This is a genomic window from Thalassotalea coralli (genome assembly GCF_055786205.1).
On the sequence record NZ_JBVVBK010000002.1, the window covers coordinates 420,131 to 441,155 of the forward strand.

Here is a 21,025-nt window from a genome sequence, read left to right on the forward strand (position 1 = left end):
TACAAAATTAAAAGTGGGCATTTTTTAGTAACAAATATGTATAAAAAATAACCACCTCTAATCTACACTTAAAAGATGCGGGTGCTTCTATAAGCCCCGTATAAACAGGGCTTGAAACATTTTTTACAAGTCAGATTAAGTGAGGATGTAGTTTATGAGCGCAATTTGGAGAAACCATGCCACTCGATTAGCGGAACTGATCAGTAATAATAACGAAACCCAAGCACATTTGTATTTGGAACAATTGATGCTTTTTCCTGTTGATATACAGGACAAAATTATTGAAGACATTAGTCATTTATCTAGCTGTGATAGTGACGCGATATCGGACATTATTAGTCGATACATGATGTTCGAATTGAAATAGATATATTCCAATTTTTACCTATCTGTCTAAGCTGAGCTGACAAGTGCTCTGCCCTTACATTTACGGATAAATGGATAAGGTAGAGCACGTCTTTCTTTTAACTTTCTGCTTAAGTTACGCAGACAACTGTTGCTGTCTGAGCTTTTTAATTTGATCTCTGACTGACGCCGCTTGCTCGAATTCTAGGTTTTGCGCGTGATCTAGCATCTCTTTTTCTAGCTGCTTCACTTTATCGTCAATCTCTTGTACCGACATCACCTGGTAAACCGCATTAGGCTCTGCTGCCTGCTTACGTTTTGCAATGATACCTTCTTCTGGAGTGGTGCCGATATCCATCACATCAGTGATCTTACGCTTAACACCTTTAGGAATAATACCATTAGCTTTATTGTATTCTTCCTGCTTTGCTCTGCGTCGCTCGGTTTCATCCATCGCTCTGCGCATTGAGCCAGTAATTCTATCTGCATATAAAATAGCTTTACCGTTAACGTTACGCGCTGCACGCCCAATCGTTTGGATCAATGAACGATCAGATCGCAAGAAGCCTTCTTTATCAGCATCTAGAATTGCAACCAAAGACACTTCCGGCATATCTAAGCCTTCTCTTAGCAAGTTAATGCCAACGAGTACATCAAAATGCCCCATACGGAAATCACGAATAATTTCAACACGCTCAACGGTATCAATATCTGAATGTAAGTAGCGTGTTTTAATATTGTGTTCATCTAGGTATTCGGTTAGATCTTCCGCCATACGTTTAGTTAACGTCGTCGCCAATACGCGCTCACCTATTTCTACGCGCTTACGAATCTCTGATAATAGGTCGTCTACTTGGCTATCAACCGGTCTTACATCTATTTGAGGATCTAATAAACCTGTTGGACGTACAACCTGCTCTGCTATCTCACCACTGGATTTTTCAAGCTCGTAGTTACTTGGCGTCGCTGAGACATAAATTGTTTGTGGCGCTAACGATTCAAATTCATCAAATTTCATTGGACGGTTATCTAACGCCGACGGTAATCTAAATCCGTATTCAACTAAGTTTTCTTTACGAGATCGGTCACCCTTATACATTGCCCCTAGTTGAGGAACCGTAACATGAGATTCGTCAATGATAAGCAAACCGTCATCGGGTAAATAATCGAATAACGTTGGAGGTGGCTCGCCAGCAGCTCTACCTGATAAATATCGCGAGTAGTTTTCGATGCCTGAACAGTAGCCGAGCTCTGTCATCATTTCGATATCAAACTGCGTTCGTTGAACAATTCGCTGCTCTTCTATTAGCTTGTTATTATCTTTTAGTTGCGTAGCCCTTTCTTTAAGCTCTACTTTAATTTGCTCGACTGCCGCTAAAATTTTATCTCGAGGTGTTGCATAGTGGGTTTTAGGATAAACCGTGACACGTGCAAGGTTGCGCTCTACTTGCCCAGTTAGCGGATCAAATTCACTAATACGCTCTATTTCTTCATCGAAAAGCTCAACGCGCAAGGCCAAACGGTCAGATTCAGCAGGAAAGATATCTATAACGTCACCACGCACGCGATATGTTGCACGTTGAAATGCGACATCGTTTCTCGTGTATTGAAGCTCGGCTAATCTTCGTAAAATATCACGCTGATTAATAATGTCACCCTGTCTTAAATGCAACATCATTTTTAAATAAGAATCTGGATCACCCAAACCATAGATAGCAGATACTGACGCGACAATAATCACGTCTCTGCGTTCTAATAAGGCTTTAGTTGCCGACAAACGCATTTGTTCTATGTGATCGTTTATCGACGCATCTTTTTCTATAAAAGTATCGGTTGTCGGTACATAAGCTTCAGGCTGATAGTAATCATAATAAGACACAAAATATTCAACTGCGTTATTGGGAAAGAACTCTTTCATCTCACCATATAACTGAGCTGCGAGTGTTTTATTAGGTGCTAGCATCATGGTCGGTCGATTAAGCTTTTCGATCACATTCGCTATGGTATAAGTTTTACCTGAACCTGTAACACCGAGAAGCGTTTGGTGAGCAAGACCAACTTCTATACCTTCAACTAATTGAGAAATAGCACCAGGCTGATCACCACTAGGGGTATAATCAGATACTAACTCCATATTTTTCATTATTTTGCTACCTCAGTCTCAAGTGTAGTTTGCTCAAACTGTTTGGTGAATACGCGATAAGAAATGACAGACATAATCAAATTGCCCGCTAACCCACCTAAAAAGAAGCCTTCTATACCGTACAAATGGCTACCTAAATAGGAAAGCGGTACATAGCACACAAACAACCTCAAAATACTCAACACTAACGCGACCATAGGCTTATGAAGCGCATTAAAGGATGAGTTTGTCAGTATGATAATCCCTTGGAATCCGTAGCCTAATGGTAGTATCCAAATAAACAGCTTTATAATTCGAGCAACGTTTTCGTCATCGGTAAAGATATTGGCAACTAAAGGTGCGATTAGTACGAGTAATACGTAAATCACCACTTGCCAGATTAAAATAAATTTAATCGATGTAGAGAAACCCTCTTGAACACGTTTCATATTGCCAGCACCAAAATTCTGACTAATGAACGGTGGTAATGTCATCGACATGGCTAGAATAACTAAACAAGCAATAGACTCTATACGAGTGCCAACACCAAAAGCTGCAACCGCTTCTTCGCCATAAGTAGCGGCAATCGCGGTAAGAATTGCAGCAGAAATTGGCGTTAACATGTTAGCACCTGCCGCTGGTAATCCTATATGTAAAATTCCTTTTGCTGATTTCCAAAACGATGCAAGCCCTGACACCGTTGTATAAATAAGGTTTCGTTGATAGCCCACAACATAAAGCACATAAGCTAAACCCACTATCCAAGAAACGAGCGTTGCAATTGCTGCACCTTTAATACCCATTGCAGGAATAGGCCCAAAACCAAAAATTAAAATAGGATCTAAGATAGCATTAATTACCCCACCTACTCCCATAATAATACTAGGCGTTTTAGTATCACCGCTGGCACGCAAAATAGCATTCCCGATCATGGGCCCAATAAGGAATACACTGCCTAAGAACCAATAATCCATATAATCATGAATTAATGGCAACAATTCTTCACTTGCGCCTAAAAAGGTAAATAGCGGATCCGTAAACCAATAACCGATAAAAGAAAGAATACCGACAACTATGCCCGACATTATCATGGCGGATGTTGCCGAACATTTGGCAAAACCGGTATCACCTTTACCTAAAGATTTAGCAATTACTGCAGATGTTCCTATACCTAAACCTATTGTTAAGCTAATAACAGTAAAAGTAATAGGAAAAGTAAAACTTATCGCAGCAAGAGGCTGAGTTCCTAAAAGGCTGACGAAAAACGTGTCGACTAAATTGAATGTCATCAACAAAATCATGCCGTAAATCATTGGAATCGTCATTTGCTTTAACGTTTGCCCAACAGGGTCTTTTAGCAAATCTATTTGTCGCTTATTTTTTTCTTCTGTCATTAGGGGTACTTCGTAAGATTTACGGTCAATTGCTACAGAAGATATTGTAAAAGATACTGTTAACTCCTGCTATGGAAATATTTAATTTACCACATGATTAGTTTTACTAAATGTAAATGAAAAAGTGGTAGAAGTGCTTAGTTATTAAATTAATCTATCAAAGGATTTAAAAAACAATACACATTAACCATGAATTATTTGCCATTGGTTAAAATAAACGCAAATTTTAATTATCAGGTTATTTAATCCTACATACCCTTGTTTTAATTATGAATTTCTACATTGGTATATTATTGTTCAAAAGTAGAACTAACTCATCTAGCCCATAAGTTACGCTTTATTACACTTTTACTCACGTAGTTATCCACAGAATTGGTGGATAACTTATTGGTGGATAAATATAAGCCAGACTTTGACGCAATTTACACCATGATGCATGAGAAATGACCAAACGGTTCAAATATTTAAAAAATTAAAAATAATGTGTTGACAGCTTCACTAGGTATCTTTAATATTCCGCCCCGTTGACGAGATACAACTTATCTCAGAAAGCGATTCCCCTGTAGCTCAGTTGGTTAGAGCGGTGGACTGTTAATCCATGTGTCGTCTGTTCAAATCAGACCAGGGGAGCCACATTATAGATAATGGCTATATAGCGGTTATCTGGCGAAAGCCGAAACAATTTATTCCCCTGTAGCTCAGTTGGTTAGAGCGGTGGACTGTTAATCCATGTGTCGTCTGTTCAAATCAGACCAGGGGAGCCACACAAAAAAAGCCGCTTTTTAGCGGCTTTTTTACTTTCTAAGAAACATAACACTAACAATTTTGTCTTACCCCTCTCCTTTCACTTCACTATACAAAAGAGAACCAGTGAGTTTTACTTTATAAGTCATCATTGTTGTCATTGAAAACGTTATAAAAATTGTACCTAATCACGCTTATTTATTATTAAAAATACACTGTACGCTGCCGATAAGATTATCAAGACAACGACTTTTATATTCATAACGACTGCGTTGTCGTCTGGTCTAACCTTTGCTAAGGTAGATCTATAAGAATAAAAACATCAATCCCAATTACCACTAGAAGTAGGTACTACATATGTTGCAGCTTGATTCTATTCAAAAGAAAATTTTGTTTACCATTTCTGCATTTGCAGTTGTGGCCGTGTTGTTTCGTACTGCTATATTTGCCAGTAATGATTACGAGGCAGCGCAAGAAGACAAAACACAACAGATAGTCAACCTGCTGAAAACGGATGCTCAGCGCGTATCATCTTATTTTGCACAATATGCAAAAGTAACAGACACCTTTATTAATTCTCCTGAAGTTATCGATTGGATGGTTGCTCATACCGATCGTGGCGCTTTAACAGGCTCAGAGCCAGAATATCAAGGCTTAAATAGAGTTTTACATAAAGTAAGCTCAAGAGACGAAAATATTCTTTCAGCTTTTTATGCATCAGAGCATACACAAGAATATTTCGCTGAAGATCGCGTAACAGGTGTAGACTCAGATTATTACGTGGGCAAGCGACCATGGTATCAACACGCAATTGAATACAAAGACATGTTAACCACAGCTCCAGCTGTAGATATTATCACTGGCACCATTTCAGTTTCTGTTGAGCAGGTAATGTATCAAGGTGGACGCTTACTTGGCGCTGGTGGAATTGATATTTCTTTAAATAACATCGCGAAATTAAGTCGCAGCATAAAGGTAGATGGACAAGGCTTTGCAGCTCTGTTTGATGACAAATGGCAAAATGTTACTTTTCCAGATGCTGTTATTGAAAGAAAAATAAACACACCTATTGCTGATTATGAAAAGGAATCAGGAACAACGGGACTAGTGAATTTACAATCAGCACAGCCTAATTCTTTAGTGCCAGTTACCATTAAAAACAAAGAATATTATGCTTTGTACGCCAAAATTGAGCCTGAATCTCCCAATATGACCTGGTATTTAACTCTGTTTGTACCAACGGAATTAGTTGATGATCCCGCACAAGATGCTGTTATTAGTCAATTAATGTCTAGTATTGCAATGCTAGTAGTAACTTTGGTGGTGTTATATTTTATAACTACGGTTATCGCTAAACCACTCGCTAAACTAACAGAAGCTTTCTCTAGCGTTGCTGACGGTGATAGTGACCTTACGTTGCAACTAGACGTGGTTAGTAAGGATGAAACCGGTAAACTTGCTATCTATTTTAATAACTTTATGCAGAAACTACGTAGTGTTATTACAGGCGTTGCACAAGACAAACAAAAAGTAGAAGAAGTATCGATTCAAATAGAAGATATCGCTAATCAATTGATCAATAAAACGCAAGACGATAAGCAGGGATTAAATACCGCGAGTGTTGCTGCAACAGAATTGTCTGCTAGTGCTTCAGAAATAGAGCAAAACGCGACACGAACTTCTTCTGCTGCTAATGAAATGCGAGCAAAAACCGAAACAACTATAGAAATAGCAAAATCAGCCTCAGATCATATGAGTTTACTTGGTGAGCGCATTGGCTCGGTTAATACGATTATCAACGAGCTAGAACAAGCATCAGCAAATATCGGGCAAGTAATTGATGTAATTAACGCCATTGCCGACCAAACCAATTTACTAGCACTAAATGCTGCCATTGAAGCTGCTCGAGCTGGTGAACATGGCAGAGGCTTTTCTGTTGTTGCCGATGAAGTAAGAAGTTTAGCTTCACGTACGCAAGAATCCACAAAAGAAATATCCGCGGTTATTGAAGGGTTACAAGGTAAAATTGCCCAAGCTGGTGAAGGGATGACTCAAGGTATTGAGCAAACGGAAAAAGTTAACTTAGAAATTTCCGGCTCTAGCGACTCTATGCTTGAAATAGGTAAATTACTTGATGCAATACAAGACGATATGAGTCAGGTCGCGACAGCGTGTGTTCAACAAACTAAAGCCATACACGAAATTAGCGAGACGATGAGTCATGTTAATGAATCTGCCGACGAAGGCGCTCATATGGTGGACTCTCTCGGTCAACAAGCGGTCGCCCTAAAAGGCGCAGTAAATGGATTAGACACGCAATTGAAGCAGTTTACTTACTAATCAATTGTTCATTTGAATTAAAAAGCGAGCCACTAGGCTCGTTTTTTTTTATTGTATTAATTAAATTGCGTCAGTTAATTCCCCATATGTAATGCACATAAAAATGGCTGAGAAAACAAAAGCTAATATGGTCTCCCTTATGCAAAGATTTCTCCCTTATCTTCACAAAACCATGCGCTTTACTTCAGCCGAAGACCAAACTCTGCACTATAGTAATAAATGATAAATAATTTTGGGTTGTATTTTTATTGTGAAAACATTGAGAAAATATTAATGAAGAAATAACATAGACTTAAGCTCGATAATAAGCTCTGATATTTAGTTAGGAATAGTGAAATGTGTGGCAGATTAAACGTTAGCGACGACCCGTTTGTAATAAAACTTATCGAAGATTTAGGTATTTTAAATCCACGAGAAGTAGTTAAGTTTTCTCGCTTTAAGCGTGCAACTGACACCCTTTCAATAATAAGAAATATCAATGGACAACCTAGAGTAGATGATGCAACTTGGTGGCTGTTACTAGACAAAACCGATATAGACTTTAAACCTTCTAAATATACGTCTTTTAACACTCGTTACGATAAACTTAACGTGCCAAGAAGTGCTGGCTTTACTCCTTTTAAAGAGACCCGCTGCATTATTCCTGCAAAAGGCTTTGGCGAAACTGAGTTTATCAATAAAAAGCCCGTTCATTACCATGACGTAGAAGCAATTGATGGGCAAGCAATCGCCTTTGGAGGGCTGTATCGCCAATGGTTTCACCCACAAACGGGTGAATCACGACTATCTTGTTCGGTCATTACATTACCGCCCCACCCTAAACTTGAAAACATCCATAAAAAGTCGATGCCATTAATTTTGCCGCAAGATCCGAATTTACTAAAAGCGTGGATAGATCCTAACTTTACCAACACAGAAGCATTTAATTTTTTAATGACGCCGCACATACCTCAGCCATTAAATGTCTTCCCTATTAACAAGCCAAGTGAATATCAACCGATTGGAGAACCGTGGCAGCTAGCAGCTGACTAAGATTTGAGAGCTTTGTGCATAATAAAAGTATCAACTAAACCTAACTCTTTATGCTGATAGCCCTTTGGTACTCTGCCGATTTGCTCAAAACCTAACTTTTTCCATAACGCTACAGCATGGACATTAGTCGATACCACTGAATTAAACTGCATCGCTAAATAAGTTAGCGCTATCGCTCTTTGTTGAGAGTGGAGACACATTTTAGTTGCTACTCCCTTCCCTCCAGCAAAAGACGCTACCATGTAACCACAATTACATATATGACTTGCGGGGCCTTGTCCATTCGGCTTTAAGTAATAAATGCCAATGACTCGCTCATTTTCACAGACTGCATAACTTTCTTGAGTCGATTCAACCCAGTAGGAAAACGCTTGTTCAAACGACATATCGGGATCAAATGCATATGTTTGCTGTGCTTTGATAACTCGTTCAAATTCTAGCCAGAACTGTTCGAACAAAGCTTTAGTCAACGATTTAAATTGCATTGCAGGTTCAGGTGTCATTAAATGTTCATCTTTAATCAGTTAAATAGCTGGTTTTATCTTACGCTTTAAAACTTAGATTCACTATGCAATTTATTACTTTATTCCTACTGGTACTTTTTACTACGACATTACTCGCGAAAGAGCCAATCGTTATTGCTCATAGAGGCGCTAGCGGCTATTTGCCTGATCACACATTGGCAGCGAAAGCACTAGCTTATGGCCAGGGGGCAGATTTTCTAGAACAAGATTTGGTGATGACTAAAGATGATCATCTCGTTGTATTTCATGATTTATACTTAGATAACACTACAAATGTCGCAGAGCTATTCCCTAATAAGAAACGAAAAGATGGTAAGTACTATGTTATTGACTTCACTCTCGCGGAATTAAGAACCTTAAGTATCAGCTCGCCGTTTAATACCGAAAACAATAAAGTTTCCGCCAAATACCCTAAACGCTTCCCTATTTTTAAAAGTAGATTTGCGATACACACTTTTGAGGAAGAAATTGAGTTTATTCAAGGCTTAAATAAAGCATCAAACAAGTCGGTTGGTATCTATCCTGAAATAAAAGCACCTTGGTTTCACTTACAACATAAAAAAGATATCGCGGTAAGTGCGTTGAAAATACTGAAGAAATATGGCTACCATCAAACACCACAGCAAGTTTACTTACAAAGCTTCGACCCTGTTGCCTTAAAACGGATAAAACATGAACTGTTTAAGCAGATGGATATAAATATCCCACTTGTACAACTTGTTGCAGACACCTCATGGCACGAGACAAAGGTATTGATTGATTATCAGTGGGTTAATTTCAACTACAACCACATGATGTCTAATAACGGTATTAAAGAAGTTGCAAGCTACGCCAACGGGATTGGCTTTTGGTTAGGAAATGCGTTACCGGAAAATGCAAAAAAGAAAGATATTGAAGCGTTAGCAAATAAAGTTGCCTTTATACACCAGCAAGGTTTACAAGCGCACCCCTACACTTTTAGACAAGATGACTTGCCTAGTTATGCAAAAAGCTACCAACAACTTGTAGACTTGTACATTAACCAAGTAAAAGTTGACGGGCTTTTCACTGACTTTACCGATGTCACCAAAGCCATTATTCAAACCAAATATAAATAAAACAAAAACGCCTAAATAACAATATTTAGGCGTTTTTCTAATAACTCTCGTATAGCTAACAATATCGTGGTTAACTTCAGAATTATCCCTCTACGTGCGCTTTCGCTTCGTTAGCGAGCTGAGTAATTTTCCCCCAGTCTTTATTGTCAACGATTTCATCTGACACTAACCAAGATCCACCACAACATTTCACGTTTTTAAGCGCTAAATAATCTTTGATGTTATTTAGATTTATACCACCTGTTGGACAAAAACGAATATCAGGAAACGGACCACCAATTGACTGGATAGCTTTTACACCACCAGAAGCTTCTGCTGGGAAGAATTTAAAGTGATCATAACCAGCATCGATGCCGTCCATCAATTCAGAGATAGAGGATATGCCAGGAATCAAGGCAACATCGCCCTCTTTACCTGCTTGTAACAAATCAGATGTTAGGCCTGGGCTTATCGCAAATTTAGCACCTGCGTCTGCAGACGCTTGCAATAAAGCACGATTGGTTACTGTTCCTGCGCCAACAACGGCCTCAGGTAAATTTTCTGAAATTGTACGAATAACGTCTAGTGCCGCAGGTGTTCTCAAGGTAACTTCTAAAACTCGAATATCTGCTGCCAACAAAGCTTCCGCAATTGGAAGTGCATCTTCAACACGTTTAATAACTAATACCGGAACTATTGGCCCAAGAGCAAATAAGTCATTTGGTGTAATTTGCCAATTTTTATTCAAGGTCATACATCCTCTTTATTGTGTTGTCGCAGATAAGCTGAAGCCCCTAAAATTCCAGGTTGCGCCTCTGTAATAACAAAGGTTGGAACTTTGTGATTAAATCCTGATAATCGGCCTTTAGCTTCAAATCGGCTTCTAAACTCACTTTTTTCAATAAATTCAATCATTCTTGGTGCAATACCACCGGCGATATACACACCACCAAAACTAGACATGGTCAGCGCTAAATTGCCAGCAAAGCTGCCCAAGGTTTTACAAAACTGTAATAATGCTTGCTCACATAATTCACAGTCATTTTGCAACGCTTTCGTACTAATTTCGTGCGCAGCCAACGCTTCAGGTGCTACTTGCTTAATGGCGCAAATTGCTTGGTAAATTTGTTCTATACCTAAGCCTGAAAGTAACTGCTCATATGAAACATGCTGATATTTAGACAGCAAATAATCTAAAATTTTGCTTTCTTGCTCATCGACTGGCGCAAAATCAACATGACCGCCTTCACCACCGATAACATGCCAGTTATCAGCAATTGGAATTAAGTTAGCTACGCCTAAACCCGTGCCAGGTCCGCAAATAGAGATAGGTCTACCCGCTTCTATTTCGCCATGGCCAATCTGATATCGTTGCTCATCCGACAATACAGGAATTGAGTGTGCAATTGCTGTGTAGTCATTAATAACGATTAGCTTGTTTAAACCTAACTCTTCTTGAAGCGCCTTTTTTGAAAAGCTCCAATGATGGTTAGTCATGGTTACTAAATCGTTATCAACTGGACAAGCAATAGCTAAACACGCGTTAAATTTGTTTCCAGCCAAGTGGTTTTCTTGCCAATAAAATCGAATGGCTGCTGCAAGCGTGGCGAATTCGCGACATTGATATACTTCAATGGAGCTTACCTCACCATTAGGGCGCGCAATACCAATTCGAATATTGGTACCGCCGATATCAGCAACTAAATTTAAAATTGTGTCACTCATTAAGGTTCACCGTCATCAAACAATGAACATGCACCAGTGTCAGCTGTGCTTAGGTTTCTACGCATAAAACCAAAGATTTCTCGACCCATCCCTTGATGATGACCATTAACGTTAAACAGAGCATTGTCTCTCGCAGCTAGCTCTTGCTCATCGACAAGTAAAGTTAATTGACCTGATTCGCCGTCAACGGAAATCATATCGCCGTCTTTAACTTTTGCGATTAAGCCACCATCGAGTGCCTCAGGGCACAAATGAATAGCTGCTGGTACCTTACCTGATGCGCCTGACATACGACCGTCAGTAACTAGGGCAACCTTAAAGCCTTTATCTTGAAGCACGCCAAGTGGTGGCGTTAATTTGTGAAGCTCAGGCATGCCTCGCGCTTTAGGTCCCTGAAAGCGCACCACTGCGACAAAATCTTTTTCTAGCTCACCTGCTTTAAACGCTGCTTCAAGTTCATGTTGATCTTCAAAAACAATAGCAGGCGCTTTTATGACTGAGCTTCCTTCGCGAAGTGACGATGTTTTTAATACTGAAGTGCCAAGATTTCCTTTAAGTACTTTTAAACCGCCATCAGGTTTAAACGGAGCGCTTGTCGTTGCGATAACATCTTTATCGCCAGATTCAGTAAATCCTTCTACCCATTTAAGTTCACCGTCTTCTAACACTGGTACTTGGGTGTAACGTGATAAACCGTGACCACAAATAGTATCAACGTCTTCATGTAATAGACCCGCTGATAGTAACTCTCTGAACAACAACGCCATACCGCCCGCTTGATGAAAGTGGTTTACATCAGCTGAGCCATTAGGATAAATGCGAGTAAGCAATGGCACGGCATCAGATAAGTCGTTGAAATCTTGGAAATCAATGATAATGCCCGCCGCTTTAGCAAAAGCGATAATATGCATAGTTAAATTGGTTGAGCCACCCGTTGCTAACAAAGCAACGATAGCATTTACAATTGAGCGTTCGTCAATCATTTTGCCAACCGGCATATAATTACCAGATTGCTGTGTTAAGCGTGTTACTTGTTTTGCCGCAGCCTTTGTTAATGCATCACGCAATGGCGTGTTTGGCGGAACAAAAGAAGCGCCAGGTAAATGAAGCCCCATTACTTCAACCACTAACTGGTTAGAATTTGCTGTTCCATAGAAAGTACAAGTACCCGCCGTATGGTAAGAAGCTGATTCGGCTTCTAACAGTTTGTCTTCACCAATCTCGCCTTTTGCAAATTGTTGTCTAACACGTGCTTTTTCTTTATTTGGAATACCTGATGGCATTGGGCCTGCAGGAACAAACACTGTCGGTAAATGGCCAAATGTCATCGAAGCAATTAACAAACCAGGGACAATCTTATCGCATATCCCTAGCATTAAGGCGCCATCAAACATATTGTGAGATAGTGCAACAGCTGTAGACATGGCAATAACATCACGGCTCATTAAGCTCAAGTCCATACCAGGTTGGCCTTGAGTTACCCCGTCACACATCGCCGGCACGCCACCAGCAAACTGAGCTACACCGCCAGTTGCAGCGACAGCTTCTTTAATGATCGCAGGATAAGTTTCATACGGCTGATGTGCAGATAACATGTCGTTATAAGCAGAAACAATCGCGATGTCTGATTGATTAATGCCTCTAAGTACCGACTTTTCTTGCTTTGAACAAGCAGCAAAGCCATGTGCTAAGTTTCCACAAGACAAATTCGCACGATGCACTGTTGTTGCTTTTGCGGCATCTATTTTAGCTAAGTAAGCTTGGCGAGTGCCTTTGCTTCGCTCTATGATCCTATTGGTAATTGCTTGGATTTGTTTATTCATGATTTACTCCGCCCAAAATACTTCAGTATTTACTTCTGGGTCTTGTAGAAATGCTTTTATCGGCATTTTTTCGATATGCTCTTCAGCTAACGCTTGTTCCATCACGTCTTTCTTACTGGCGCCACAGATATGCAAAATGGTAGAAGCACTTTTCTTAAGCGCTTGGAAGCTAAATGAGATACGAGTGTGTGGTGCAGTAGTTGGCTCCACTTTTAACAAGGCGTCACAATCTTTAGCTAACCCATAAGTAATTTGTTCACTACATGGAAATAATGAAGCAGTATGGCCATCTTCGCCCATACCTAAAATCAGCACGTCAAAAGGTAGTAATGAAGAATTAGCGGCTAAATTCAGATCAGCCAACACTTCATCTGTTAATTCTTCACCTTGTTTTATGTGAAAGAACTTTGCTTGCGCTGCTTTGTCTTGCAAAAGGTTTTCATGAACAAGTTTGGTATTACTGTCTTTGCTATCCATAGGTACCCAGCGCTCATCAGCTAAGGTAATAGTAATGTTTTCCCAAGGTAGATCTTTTGCGGAAAGCACTTTAAATAGACCTTTTGGCGTAGAGCCACCTGACACAGCAATACTTGCTTTACCTTTTTGCTTTACCGCACTTTCTAACTGCTGTGCAATCTTATCTGCTAACGCTAAATCTAACGCGTCGCGACTACTAAATTCATTTAACTGGTACATTATTCTACCCACTGTCTATCATCGCGTGCGATTAGCGAAATTGATGATACAGGTCCCCAAGAACCCGCAGCATATGGTTTTGGTGCTTCATTGCTTGATTGCCATGCATTAATAATGCTGTCTACCCAAGACCACGCAGCTTCGACTTCGTCTCTGCGTACAAATAGCGATTGATTACCGTTTAATACTTCTAGCATTAAACGCTCATATGCGTCGATGACTCGCTGATCTTTATATATTTTGTTAAAGCTCAAATCGAGTTTGTTTTCTTGAATATTAAGTTGGGTGGCTATACCCGGAATTTTGTTCATCATTTGCAATTCAACCCCTTCATCAGGCTGCAAACGAATGGTGAGCTTGTTTGAAGGAAGATCGGCAAAAGTCTCTTTAAAGATATTATGTGGTTGCGGTTTAAAATGAACCACAATTTCACTGTGCTTAGCTGGCATACGCTTGCCCGTTCTTAAATAAAACGGAACACCAGACCAGCGCCAGTTATCTATTTCAGCTTTGATTGCGACAAAAGTTTCAGTCGCACTGTTTTCATTCGCATCATCTTCATTCAAGTAGCCAGGAACAGGATTACCATTTAAAAAGCCGTCAGTGTACTGGCCGCGAACCGTTTTTTCTTTAACGTTTTGAACAGTTATAGGAACTAGTGCTTTGATAACTTTAAGTTTTTCATCACGAATGCTATCTGCCCCTAAATCAGCAGGAGGTTCCATCGCCAATAAAGAAAGAATTTGTAGTAAGTGATTTTGCACCATATCACGCATTTGGCCAGCTTCGTCGTAAAATCCCCAGCGCCCTTCTATACCGACACTTTCCGCGACAGTAATTTGCACATGGTCAATACAGTTTCTATCCCAGTTAGTCGTAAACAACGAATTAGCAAAACGCAGTGCTAAAAGGTTTAGTACGGTTTCTTTGCCTAGGTAATGATCAATACGATAGATTTGCGACTCGTTGAAATAGCGTGAAACTTGGTCGTTAATCACTTTCGACGACTCTAAACAGTGACCAATTGGCTTTTCCATGACAACACGGTCGTTAGCTGTGATTAAGCCGCTTTGTTTTAATCCTTCAGTAATATCACCATAAATTGCAGGAGGCGTTGAGAAGTAATAAACGCGTGTTTCATTGCCTGACGCTAACAGAGATGCCAAGCTTTGGTAACTGGCAGTGTCTTTAAAATCCAATTGCTGGTAAGTCAAACGAGATAGGAACTTTTCTACGACTGACGCAGCGATATCTTCTTTTACAAACGTATCAAGGCTTTCTCTTACTAAAGCGATAAAACCGTCTACATCAACATCTTGTCGAGCAACACCGACAATGCGGCTTTCTGGATGAATTAAACCTTCATTCTCTAATTGAATAAGTGCGGGTAACAACTTGCGGCGAGATAAGTCACCTAACACACCAAATAATACAATTTCACTAGCAGCCTGTTGTTCTGTAATTTTCATATATATGGGTCTCTAGTACTGATTCATTGTAACTAAACTACATTTAACGCTAATTTATCGCGACTTTCGCCCTCAGTAAAGCATTTTTTGTAATTTTACTACATTGTTTTAAATTTAGGCACTGTAAAGCTTTCGTGACCACAATTGTTATTGAATAAGTATTAAACATTTGCAAAAAATTGCCATTTTGTTTTATATTGGGTGAAAATGTGAAATAAATTTTCATTTTTTTAGAAGATTTAACAGAAAATTTATTACAGTTAATAAAAAGATCTAGGGTGTACTGCATGAATATTTTGGAAAAAATTGCTAATGAACTAGACAGTTTCAGTAAGTCAGAACGCAAAGTAGCTGACGTGATTTTGTCTTCGCCAAATACAGTAATCCACGCAAGTATCGCGGCTTTAGCAAAACAAGCAAACATTAGTGAGCCAACCGTTAATAGATTTTGTCGTCGATTGGATACTAAAGGTTACCCAGATTTTAAATTACATCTGGCACAAAGCTTGGCGAATGGAACCCCGTATGTAAACCGACATGTTGATGAAAATGATACTGCTGATGAATACACAGCAAAAATTTTTGAATCCACCATGGCAAGCCTAGAGTTGGCACGAAAAAGCCTCAATACCAATACCATTAATCGCGCAGTTGACTTGCTTACACAAGCTAACAAGATATCTTTCTTTGGTTTAGGCGCTTCAGCTGTTGTCGCACATGACGCCTTGAACAAGTTTTTTAGATTTAACGTTCCTGTCGTTTATTTTGATGACATATTAATGCAAAGAATGAGTGCTATTAATAGCCAACAAGGCGATGTAGTTGTGCTCATTTCTCATACAGGAAGAACCAAGTCACTTGTAGAAGTTGCGGCACTTGCAAAAGAAAATGATGCGACAGTGATTGGAATAACCACAGAAGGGACACCTCTAGCAAAAGAATGTAGTATCGTACTTTCTGTTGATGTTGCTGAAGATACAGATCTTTATATGCCAATGTCCTCTAGAATAGCGCAGCTAGCCTTAGTCGATATTTTAGCAACTGGCTTTACTTTGCGCCGAGGAACGAAATTTAGAGATAACTTAAAGAAAGTAAAAGATAGCCTAAGAAGCTCTCGTTTTGAACGAAAAGAATAGAACGCAAAACATATTAGTAAACAAATTTTGAATGCTCGCTGCATTTACACTTAAAAAATAATCGTGACGAAAGAAGGATTAAAATGCCTAGAAGAACGAAAATAGTTGCAACATTAGGGCCAGCAACTGAAGATCGAGAAACGCTAAAATCAGTATTAGCAGCGGGAGTAAACGTTGTCCGCTTAAACTTTTCACACGGCACTGCCGAAGATCACATAGCACGCGCTAATTTAGTAAGAGAATTAGCAAGTGAGTTAGGTATTTATGTTGGTATTTTAGGTGACTTACAAGGACCTAAAATTCGAGTTTCAACCTTTAAAGACGGTCCAATACAATTAGCTGTTGGCGATACTTTTAAACTAGATGCCACTTTAGGAAAAGGTGAAGGTACTCAAGAGCAAGTAGGTATCGACTATAAAAACCTACCTAAAGATGTAGATACTGGTGATATCTTACTGTTAGACGACGGTAGAGTGCAGCTGAAAGTGTTATCTACGACCGCTGACACCGTGACAACAGAAGTTGTTATTGGTGGCCCACTTTCAAACAACAAGGGTATCAACAGACAAGGTGGTGGTTTAACTGCACCAGCCTTAACTGATAAAGATAAAGAAGACATTAAAACTGCGGCTAAAATCGACGTTGACTTTTTAGCAGTATCATTTCCGCGCGACGCTGCCGACATGCGTGAAGCGCGCTTATTAGCGCAAGAAGCTAACTGTAACGCTAGACTTGTTGCAAAAATCGAGCGTGCAGAAGCCGTAAACGACGATAAAGTGTTAGACGATATTATTTTGGCATCTGACGTAGTGATGGTAGCCCGTGGCGACTTAGGAGTAGAAATTGGTGACCCTGCCCTCGTCGGTAAACAAAAACATATCATTGCCAGAACACGCCAGTTAAACCGTGTAGTGATTACAGCTACGCAAATGATGGAAACAATGATCAGTCAACCTATGCCAACTCGCGCAGAAGTGATGGACGTTTCCAATGCCGTATTGGATGGTACTGACGCAGTGATGCTATCAGGTGAAACAGCAGCTGGTAAATACCCTGTCGAAACTGTTACTTCCATGGCAAGTGTTTGTTTAGGGGCTGAAACACACCGCTCTGTTAATACATCGAGACACCGTATAGAGCTAATGTTTAATGAAGTATCAGAAACGGTAGCGTTATCGGCAATGTATGCGGCGAACCATTTAAAAGGTGTTAAAGCGATTATTGCGTTGACTGAGTCGGGTCATACAGCGAAACTTATGTCGCGCATTACGTCTGGTTTACCTATTTATGCATTATCTCGCCATGATAAAACACTAAACAAAACAGCAATCTACCGCGGCGTTTATCCGGTAAGATTCGACTCAACTGAAAGTAACAATGATCAACTTTCAGATGACGTTTTAAAAGCAGTTATGGCTAATTCAGATTTAAAACCAAACGATAAAGTTATTTTCACTCACGGTGACTTAATGGAAACTGTTGGTGCTAGTAACACAGTTAAAATTTTAACTGTTCCTAAGTAAAACCTACTTAACATTAATTCTTAAGAAAGCTAGCGTACTGTACGCTAGCTTTTTTGTTTTAAATCAATAGATTTGTTTAAAACAATACCCTTTTAAGCCAAACTAGACTAAAAGATTAGTAAGCCACTATTTAGTTATTAATATTCTGGTCAAGGTTGATAAATTCATCTTCAGATAATTCTATAGCGAAATGACAAGGAGTTAATATGAGTAAAAATATCGCACTTTTAACAAGTGGCGGCGACGCTCCTGGGATGAATGCTGCTATCCGAGCAGTCGTATTAGCGGCAAAGGCCCATGGACATTCTGTTACAGGCTTTTATCACGGGTACAATGGTCTTATTAACGATGAAAGTTGTCACTTAACAGAAACTTATGTTGATCAAATTATTCACTTAGGCGGTACCATTTTAAAAAGTGCGCGTTGTCCTGCGATGTTAGAGGAGCAAGGCGTTAAACAAGCTGTCACTGTGTTAATGAAAAACAAAATAGATGCACTCATTGTTATAGGTGGTGACGGATCATTCTCAGGACTATTGAGCATAGAAAAGTTGTGGTCAGGACAAGTCATAGGCATTCCGGGCACAATAGACAACGACGTGGATGGCACAGATCATACTATTGGCTTTGCAACAGCAGTCAATACCGCCCTTTCAGCCATAGATAAAATACGAGATACCGCCAATGCATTTGATCGAGTGTTTTTAGTAGAGTTAATGGGAAGGCACAGCGGACACATTACCTTCAACGTTGGTATCGCCAGTGCAGCAGAACAAGTGTTATCTTTTGAAAATACAGATACTACTAAGCCACAAGATACCGTTGAGCATATTGCTGATTGCATTAAAAAAACAAGTAAAACTCAAAGTGAGAGCTTTTTAATTTTAATCGCAGAAAATTTGTGGCCAGGCGGTAGCCAAGCACTAGCTAACCAAATAACACAAGCATCTGGCATAGACTGTACTTTGTGCACGCTTGGTTATATTCAGCGCGGTGGCTCGCCTATCGCAAAAGACAGAGTTCTCGCGACTAAAATGGGAGTAGCGGCTGTTCAGGCTATTGACGATAAAAGGACAAGTATCATGATAGGAGAGCAAAACAATGCCATGGTGCATATCGAGCTAAAGCAAGCAATTTTGCACCAAAAGCAAGTGAGCACATTTTTAATTGAAGCACAGCAAAATATTTTGGCTGTTAACAGCCAAACGTAAATTTAAGCGGTTACAGCTTGTTTTACACGCTCTTTGTAACTGCGACTTACTTTTAACTCTTTGCCGTTACTCATCACTAAGTAATATTCACCATTTAACTGGCTACAAAACTTATCAATAAAGTGCTTATTAACTATGGTTGATCTGTGACTTCGAACAAACAATTTAGGATCTAAGCTTTCTTCAAGCTGCTTCATTGTTTTTCGTAAAATATGGGTTGTATCATGTGTATGTACGCACATGTAATCACCAGCCGCATCAATCCATAAGATATCTTTTACCGGCACTCTACTCACTTCTCCGGCATCTTTAATCGCTAGTACGTCGGAATACTGAGAGTAGGCAACTGGCTTATTATTGGCTAAATTATCGAGAATTCCTTCACAATCGTTGCCAGTTACGTCGCTGACGAGTTTAACTAACTTATCCTTATCAACGGCATTTTTTTCGCTAGCAATGGCTTCCCTTACCTTATCTAAGGCTTGAGATAACCGAGTTTCATCGACAGGTTTCATTAGGTAATCTTGCGCATGAACTTCAAAGGCTTTTAGCGCGAATTGATCAAATGCAGTAACAAACACCACGTTCGGTAACTTCAACCCTTGCTCTATGATAGCTTCCACAACACCAAACCCATCTAGGCCAGGCATTTGAATGTCTAAGAACATGATATCAGGTTGATACGCGCGAACTGCTTCTATTGCTTCTCTGCCGTTACTACACTCCATCGTCACTTGAATATCTTGATGTTCTTTCAAACGAAAGGATAGTCCTTTTCTCGCTAACGCTTCATCATCGACAATGATTGCAGATAATGTTTGACTCATTAATTCTTTCCAACTTCGTAAGGCATTCTGATATTAACTTTAACACCATTTGGCGTGTTATTGGAAACTACCAACGCATAATTTCCTCCGTAAAGCGCTTGCAACCTTTCTCGAGTATTCGCTAGTCCAACGCCATTTTCACGGTGTAAATTACCGTTTTTAATTTCTGCGCCAGGCCCATCATCCGATAATTCTAGTAACAAATCGTCACCAAATTTCTTCACAACGACTGAAATTGTTCCGCCTTCCTCTTGAACAGCAATAGCATATTTAATCGCGTTTTCAGCGAGTGGCTGCAATATCATGCTAGGGACTAAAGCATTTTTACAGTCTGATTCTATATCAATTGACACTTGCAAGCGTTCTTCAAAGCGCACTTTTTCAATATCTAAGTACAACTTCAACGCTTGAATTTCACTTTCTAACGTCACCCTTTTCATTGGGTCTTTATCTAATGAATAACGTAAAAACTCGCTCAATTTGGTTACCATACCATTGGCGGTTTTATTATCTTCGATCAGAATTAACGTAGATATTGCGTTAAGCGTGTTAAAGAGAAAGTGTGGGTTCAGCTGATAACGCAACATTTTCAGCTGGGCCTGATGAGCAACCGTATTCGCTTGAAGAACGTTTTGTTTTTCTTTTTGAAGCATTTGGTAGTATTTAGTGCCAAAGTACAAGACACTCCACCCCAACATGATTGAGAAAGCATACATGCTATTTTTGGCATAATAAATCATATGCTCAGGACGATAGCCATGCTTATAAATTTCCCAATAATTGATATTCTGAACGATTTGCCAAAGAACCGAAGCAATAAAGGAACTGACTAGTACGACAATCGCCATTTTTAGCGGTGACTGGTTCCAAACTTTTCGATAAATATAACGCAGCGGAATGCTGAGCATCCATCCTGAATACGCGTTAAGAATGATGATTATTGTAAATATATCGCGTAAATCGTGCAGCAAAGACCCTAGGTAATGTACCAAGGCAAAGCCACACCAGCCTGCAGAATGCATAAACCAGAATAGGCGA

General features: G+C 39.7%; 17 protein-coding genes and 2 tRNA genes. 9 read left to right on the plus strand and 10 right to left on the minus strand.

The features are described from left to right. Positions 1 to 154 precede the first annotated feature (154 nt). Positions 155 to 367: a hypothetical protein gene (locus ACOB80_RS07275; RefSeq protein ID WP_473165148.1), complete on the plus strand. Its 213-nt coding sequence runs from the start codon at positions 155 to 157 to the stop codon at positions 365 to 367. A 114-nt stretch (positions 368 to 481) separates the two neighbouring features. Here ACOB80_RS07275 and uvrB read toward each other — a convergent pair whose 3' ends face one another. Together uvrB and ACOB80_RS07285 are read right to left on the minus strand one after the other, a co-directional pair. Continuing rightward, positions 482 to 2,488, minus strand: a complete 2,007-nt coding sequence (uvrB, locus tag ACOB80_RS07280; protein WP_473165149.1) for an excinuclease ABC subunit UvrB — start codon at positions 2,486 to 2,488, stop codon at positions 482 to 484. Further along, positions 2,488 to 3,861 (minus strand): MATE family efflux transporter, encoded by a 1,374-nt coding sequence (locus ACOB80_RS07285; protein ID WP_473165150.1) that lies wholly within the window; start codon positions 3,859 to 3,861, stop codon positions 2,488 to 2,490. The genes uvrB and ACOB80_RS07285 overlap by 1 nt, the downstream gene beginning before the upstream one ends. A 556-nt stretch (positions 3,862 to 4,417) precedes the next feature. Between ACOB80_RS07285 and ACOB80_RS07290 the strand changes: the two genes are divergently transcribed. From ACOB80_RS07290 to ACOB80_RS07305, 4 genes are all read left to right on the plus strand, one after another. After that, positions 4,418 to 4,494 (plus strand) — tRNA-Asn (locus tag ACOB80_RS07290). Between the two features lie 54 nt (positions 4,495 to 4,548). After that, positions 4,549 to 4,625, plus strand: a tRNA-Asn gene (locus tag ACOB80_RS07295). A gap of 337 nt (positions 4,626 to 4,962) precedes the next feature. Then, positions 4,963 to 6,945: a methyl-accepting chemotaxis protein gene (locus ACOB80_RS07300; RefSeq protein WP_473165151.1), complete on the plus strand. Its 1,983-nt coding sequence runs from the start codon at positions 4,963 to 4,965 to the stop codon at positions 6,943 to 6,945. A 336-nt stretch (positions 6,946 to 7,281) separates the two neighbouring features. Next, positions 7,282 to 7,977 carry an SOS response-associated peptidase family protein gene (locus ACOB80_RS07305; RefSeq protein ID WP_473165152.1) on the plus strand — a complete coding sequence of 232 codons (696 nt, stop codon included), beginning with the start codon at positions 7,282 to 7,284 and terminating at the stop codon, positions 7,975 to 7,977. Here the strand turns inward: ACOB80_RS07305 and ACOB80_RS07310 are convergent. Further along, the gene (locus ACOB80_RS07310) at positions 7,974 to 8,480 is read right to left on the minus strand and encodes a GNAT family N-acetyltransferase (protein ID WP_473165153.1); all 507 of its coding nucleotides are present in this window, start codon (positions 8,478 to 8,480) and stop codon (positions 7,974 to 7,976) included. The genes ACOB80_RS07305 and ACOB80_RS07310 overlap by 4 nt on opposite strands. A 65-nt stretch (positions 8,481 to 8,545) precedes the next feature. On the opposite strand from ACOB80_RS07310, the gene glpQ reads away from it, so the two are divergent. Then, a complete protein-coding gene (gene glpQ / locus ACOB80_RS07315) occupies positions 8,546 to 9,598 on the plus strand; it encodes a glycerophosphodiester phosphodiesterase (RefSeq protein ID WP_473165154.1) in 1,053 nt (350 codons plus the stop codon). A gap of 82 nt (positions 9,599 to 9,680) precedes the next feature. On the opposite strand, the gene ACOB80_RS07320 is transcribed toward glpQ, so the two are convergent. The 5 genes from ACOB80_RS07320 to zwf are packed head-to-tail and all read right to left on the minus strand — an operon-like array spanning position 9,681 to position 15,290. Continuing rightward, on the minus strand, positions 9,681 to 10,325 hold the full coding sequence (locus ACOB80_RS07320) for a bifunctional 4-hydroxy-2-oxoglutarate aldolase/2-dehydro-3-deoxy-phosphogluconate aldolase (protein WP_473165343.1): 645 nt from the start codon (positions 10,323 to 10,325) through the stop codon (positions 9,681 to 9,683). Between the two features lie 2 nt (positions 10,326 to 10,327). Then, positions 10,328 to 11,302, minus strand: a complete 975-nt coding sequence (locus ACOB80_RS07325) for a glucokinase (RefSeq protein WP_473165155.1) — start codon at positions 11,300 to 11,302, stop codon at positions 10,328 to 10,330. Further along, positions 11,302 to 13,125, minus strand: a complete 1,824-nt coding sequence (edd, locus tag ACOB80_RS07330; protein WP_473165156.1) for a phosphogluconate dehydratase — start codon at positions 13,123 to 13,125, stop codon at positions 11,302 to 11,304. Before edd ends, ACOB80_RS07325 begins: the two co-directional genes overlap by 1 nt. Before the next feature lie 3 nt (positions 13,126 to 13,128). Beyond that, positions 13,129 to 13,821, minus strand: a complete 693-nt coding sequence (gene pgl, locus ACOB80_RS07335; protein ID WP_473165157.1) for a 6-phosphogluconolactonase — start codon at positions 13,819 to 13,821, stop codon at positions 13,129 to 13,131. Next, positions 13,821 to 15,290, minus strand: coding sequence for a glucose-6-phosphate dehydrogenase (zwf, locus tag ACOB80_RS07340; RefSeq protein WP_473165158.1), 1,470 nt, complete (start codon positions 15,288 to 15,290; stop codon positions 13,821 to 13,823). The genes pgl and zwf overlap by 1 nt, the downstream gene beginning before the upstream one ends. Before the next feature lie 287 nt (positions 15,291 to 15,577). Here zwf and ACOB80_RS07345 point away from each other — a divergent pair, with 287 nt between their 5' ends. From ACOB80_RS07345 to ACOB80_RS07355, 3 genes are all read left to right on the plus strand, one after another. Continuing rightward, on the plus strand, positions 15,578 to 16,426 hold the full coding sequence (locus tag ACOB80_RS07345) for a MurR/RpiR family transcriptional regulator (RefSeq protein ID WP_473165159.1): 849 nt from the start codon (positions 15,578 to 15,580) through the stop codon (positions 16,424 to 16,426). Between the two features lie 83 nt (positions 16,427 to 16,509). Further along, positions 16,510 to 17,949 (plus strand): pyruvate kinase, encoded by a 1,440-nt coding sequence (gene pyk / locus ACOB80_RS07350; RefSeq protein WP_473165160.1) that lies wholly within the window; start codon positions 16,510 to 16,512, stop codon positions 17,947 to 17,949. 206 nt (positions 17,950 to 18,155) lie between these two features. Further along, on the plus strand, positions 18,156 to 19,160 hold the full coding sequence (locus ACOB80_RS07355; RefSeq protein ID WP_473165161.1) for a 6-phosphofructokinase: 1,005 nt from the start codon (positions 18,156 to 18,158) through the stop codon (positions 19,158 to 19,160). A 2-nt stretch (positions 19,161 to 19,162) separates the two neighbouring features. On the opposite strand, the gene ACOB80_RS07360 is transcribed toward ACOB80_RS07355, so the two are convergent. Together ACOB80_RS07360 and ACOB80_RS07365 are read right to left on the minus strand one after the other, a co-directional pair. Further along, positions 19,163 to 19,987: a LytR/AlgR family response regulator transcription factor gene (locus ACOB80_RS07360; protein ID WP_473165162.1), complete on the minus strand. Its 825-nt coding sequence runs from the start codon at positions 19,985 to 19,987 to the stop codon at positions 19,163 to 19,165. After that, positions 19,987 to 21,009 (minus strand): sensor histidine kinase, encoded by a 1,023-nt coding sequence (locus ACOB80_RS07365; protein ID WP_473165344.1) that lies wholly within the window; start codon positions 21,007 to 21,009, stop codon positions 19,987 to 19,989. Before ACOB80_RS07365 ends, ACOB80_RS07360 begins: the two co-directional genes overlap by 1 nt. Positions 21,010 to 21,025 lie beyond the last annotated feature (16 nt).

What these genes read in the sequence shown, in the direction of transcription:
- ACOB80_RS07285 (WP_473165150.1), bottom strand. Translation starts at nt 3,861, where the DNA reads ATGACAGAAGAAAAAAATAAGCGACAAATAGATTTGCTAAAAGACCCT.
- ACOB80_RS07365 (WP_473165344.1), bottom strand. Translation starts at nt 21,009, where the DNA reads ATGCATTCTGCAGGCTGGTGTGGCTTTGCCTTGGTACATTACCTAGGG.
- ACOB80_RS07310 (WP_473165153.1), bottom strand. Translation starts at nt 8,480, where the DNA reads ATGACACCTGAACCTGCAATGCAATTTAAATCGTTGACTAAAGCTTTG.
- ACOB80_RS07355 (WP_473165161.1), top strand. Translation starts at nt 18,156, where the DNA reads ATGAGTAAAAATATCGCACTTTTAACAAGTGGCGGCGACGCTCCTGGG.
- uvrB (WP_473165149.1), bottom strand. Translation starts at nt 2,488, where the DNA reads ATGAAAAATATGGAGTTAGTATCTGATTATACCCCTAGTGGTGATCAG.
- pgl (WP_473165157.1), bottom strand. Translation starts at nt 13,821, where the DNA reads ATGTACCAGTTAAATGAATTTAGTAGTCGCGACGCGTTAGATTTAGCG.
- glpQ (WP_473165154.1), top strand. Translation starts at nt 8,546, where the DNA reads ATGCAATTTATTACTTTATTCCTACTGGTACTTTTTACTACGACATTA.
- edd (WP_473165156.1), bottom strand. Translation starts at nt 13,125, where the DNA reads ATGAATAAACAAATCCAAGCAATTACCAATAGGATCATAGAGCGAAGC.
- ACOB80_RS07345 (WP_473165159.1), top strand. Translation starts at nt 15,578, where the DNA reads ATGAATATTTTGGAAAAAATTGCTAATGAACTAGACAGTTTCAGTAAG.
- ACOB80_RS07275 (WP_473165148.1), top strand. Translation starts at nt 155, where the DNA reads ATGAGCGCAATTTGGAGAAACCATGCCACTCGATTAGCGGAACTGATC.
- ACOB80_RS07300 (WP_473165151.1), top strand. Translation starts at nt 4,963, where the DNA reads ATGTTGCAGCTTGATTCTATTCAAAAGAAAATTTTGTTTACCATTTCT.
- pyk (WP_473165160.1), top strand. Translation starts at nt 16,510, where the DNA reads ATGCCTAGAAGAACGAAAATAGTTGCAACATTAGGGCCAGCAACTGAA.
- ACOB80_RS07325 (WP_473165155.1), bottom strand. Translation starts at nt 11,302, where the DNA reads ATGAGTGACACAATTTTAAATTTAGTTGCTGATATCGGCGGTACCAAT.
- ACOB80_RS07360 (WP_473165162.1), bottom strand. Translation starts at nt 19,987, where the DNA reads ATGAGTCAAACATTATCTGCAATCATTGTCGATGATGAAGCGTTAGCG.
- zwf (WP_473165158.1), bottom strand. Translation starts at nt 15,290, where the DNA reads ATGAAAATTACAGAACAACAGGCTGCTAGTGAAATTGTATTATTTGGT.
- ACOB80_RS07305 (WP_473165152.1), top strand. Translation starts at nt 7,282, where the DNA reads ATGTGTGGCAGATTAAACGTTAGCGACGACCCGTTTGTAATAAAACTT.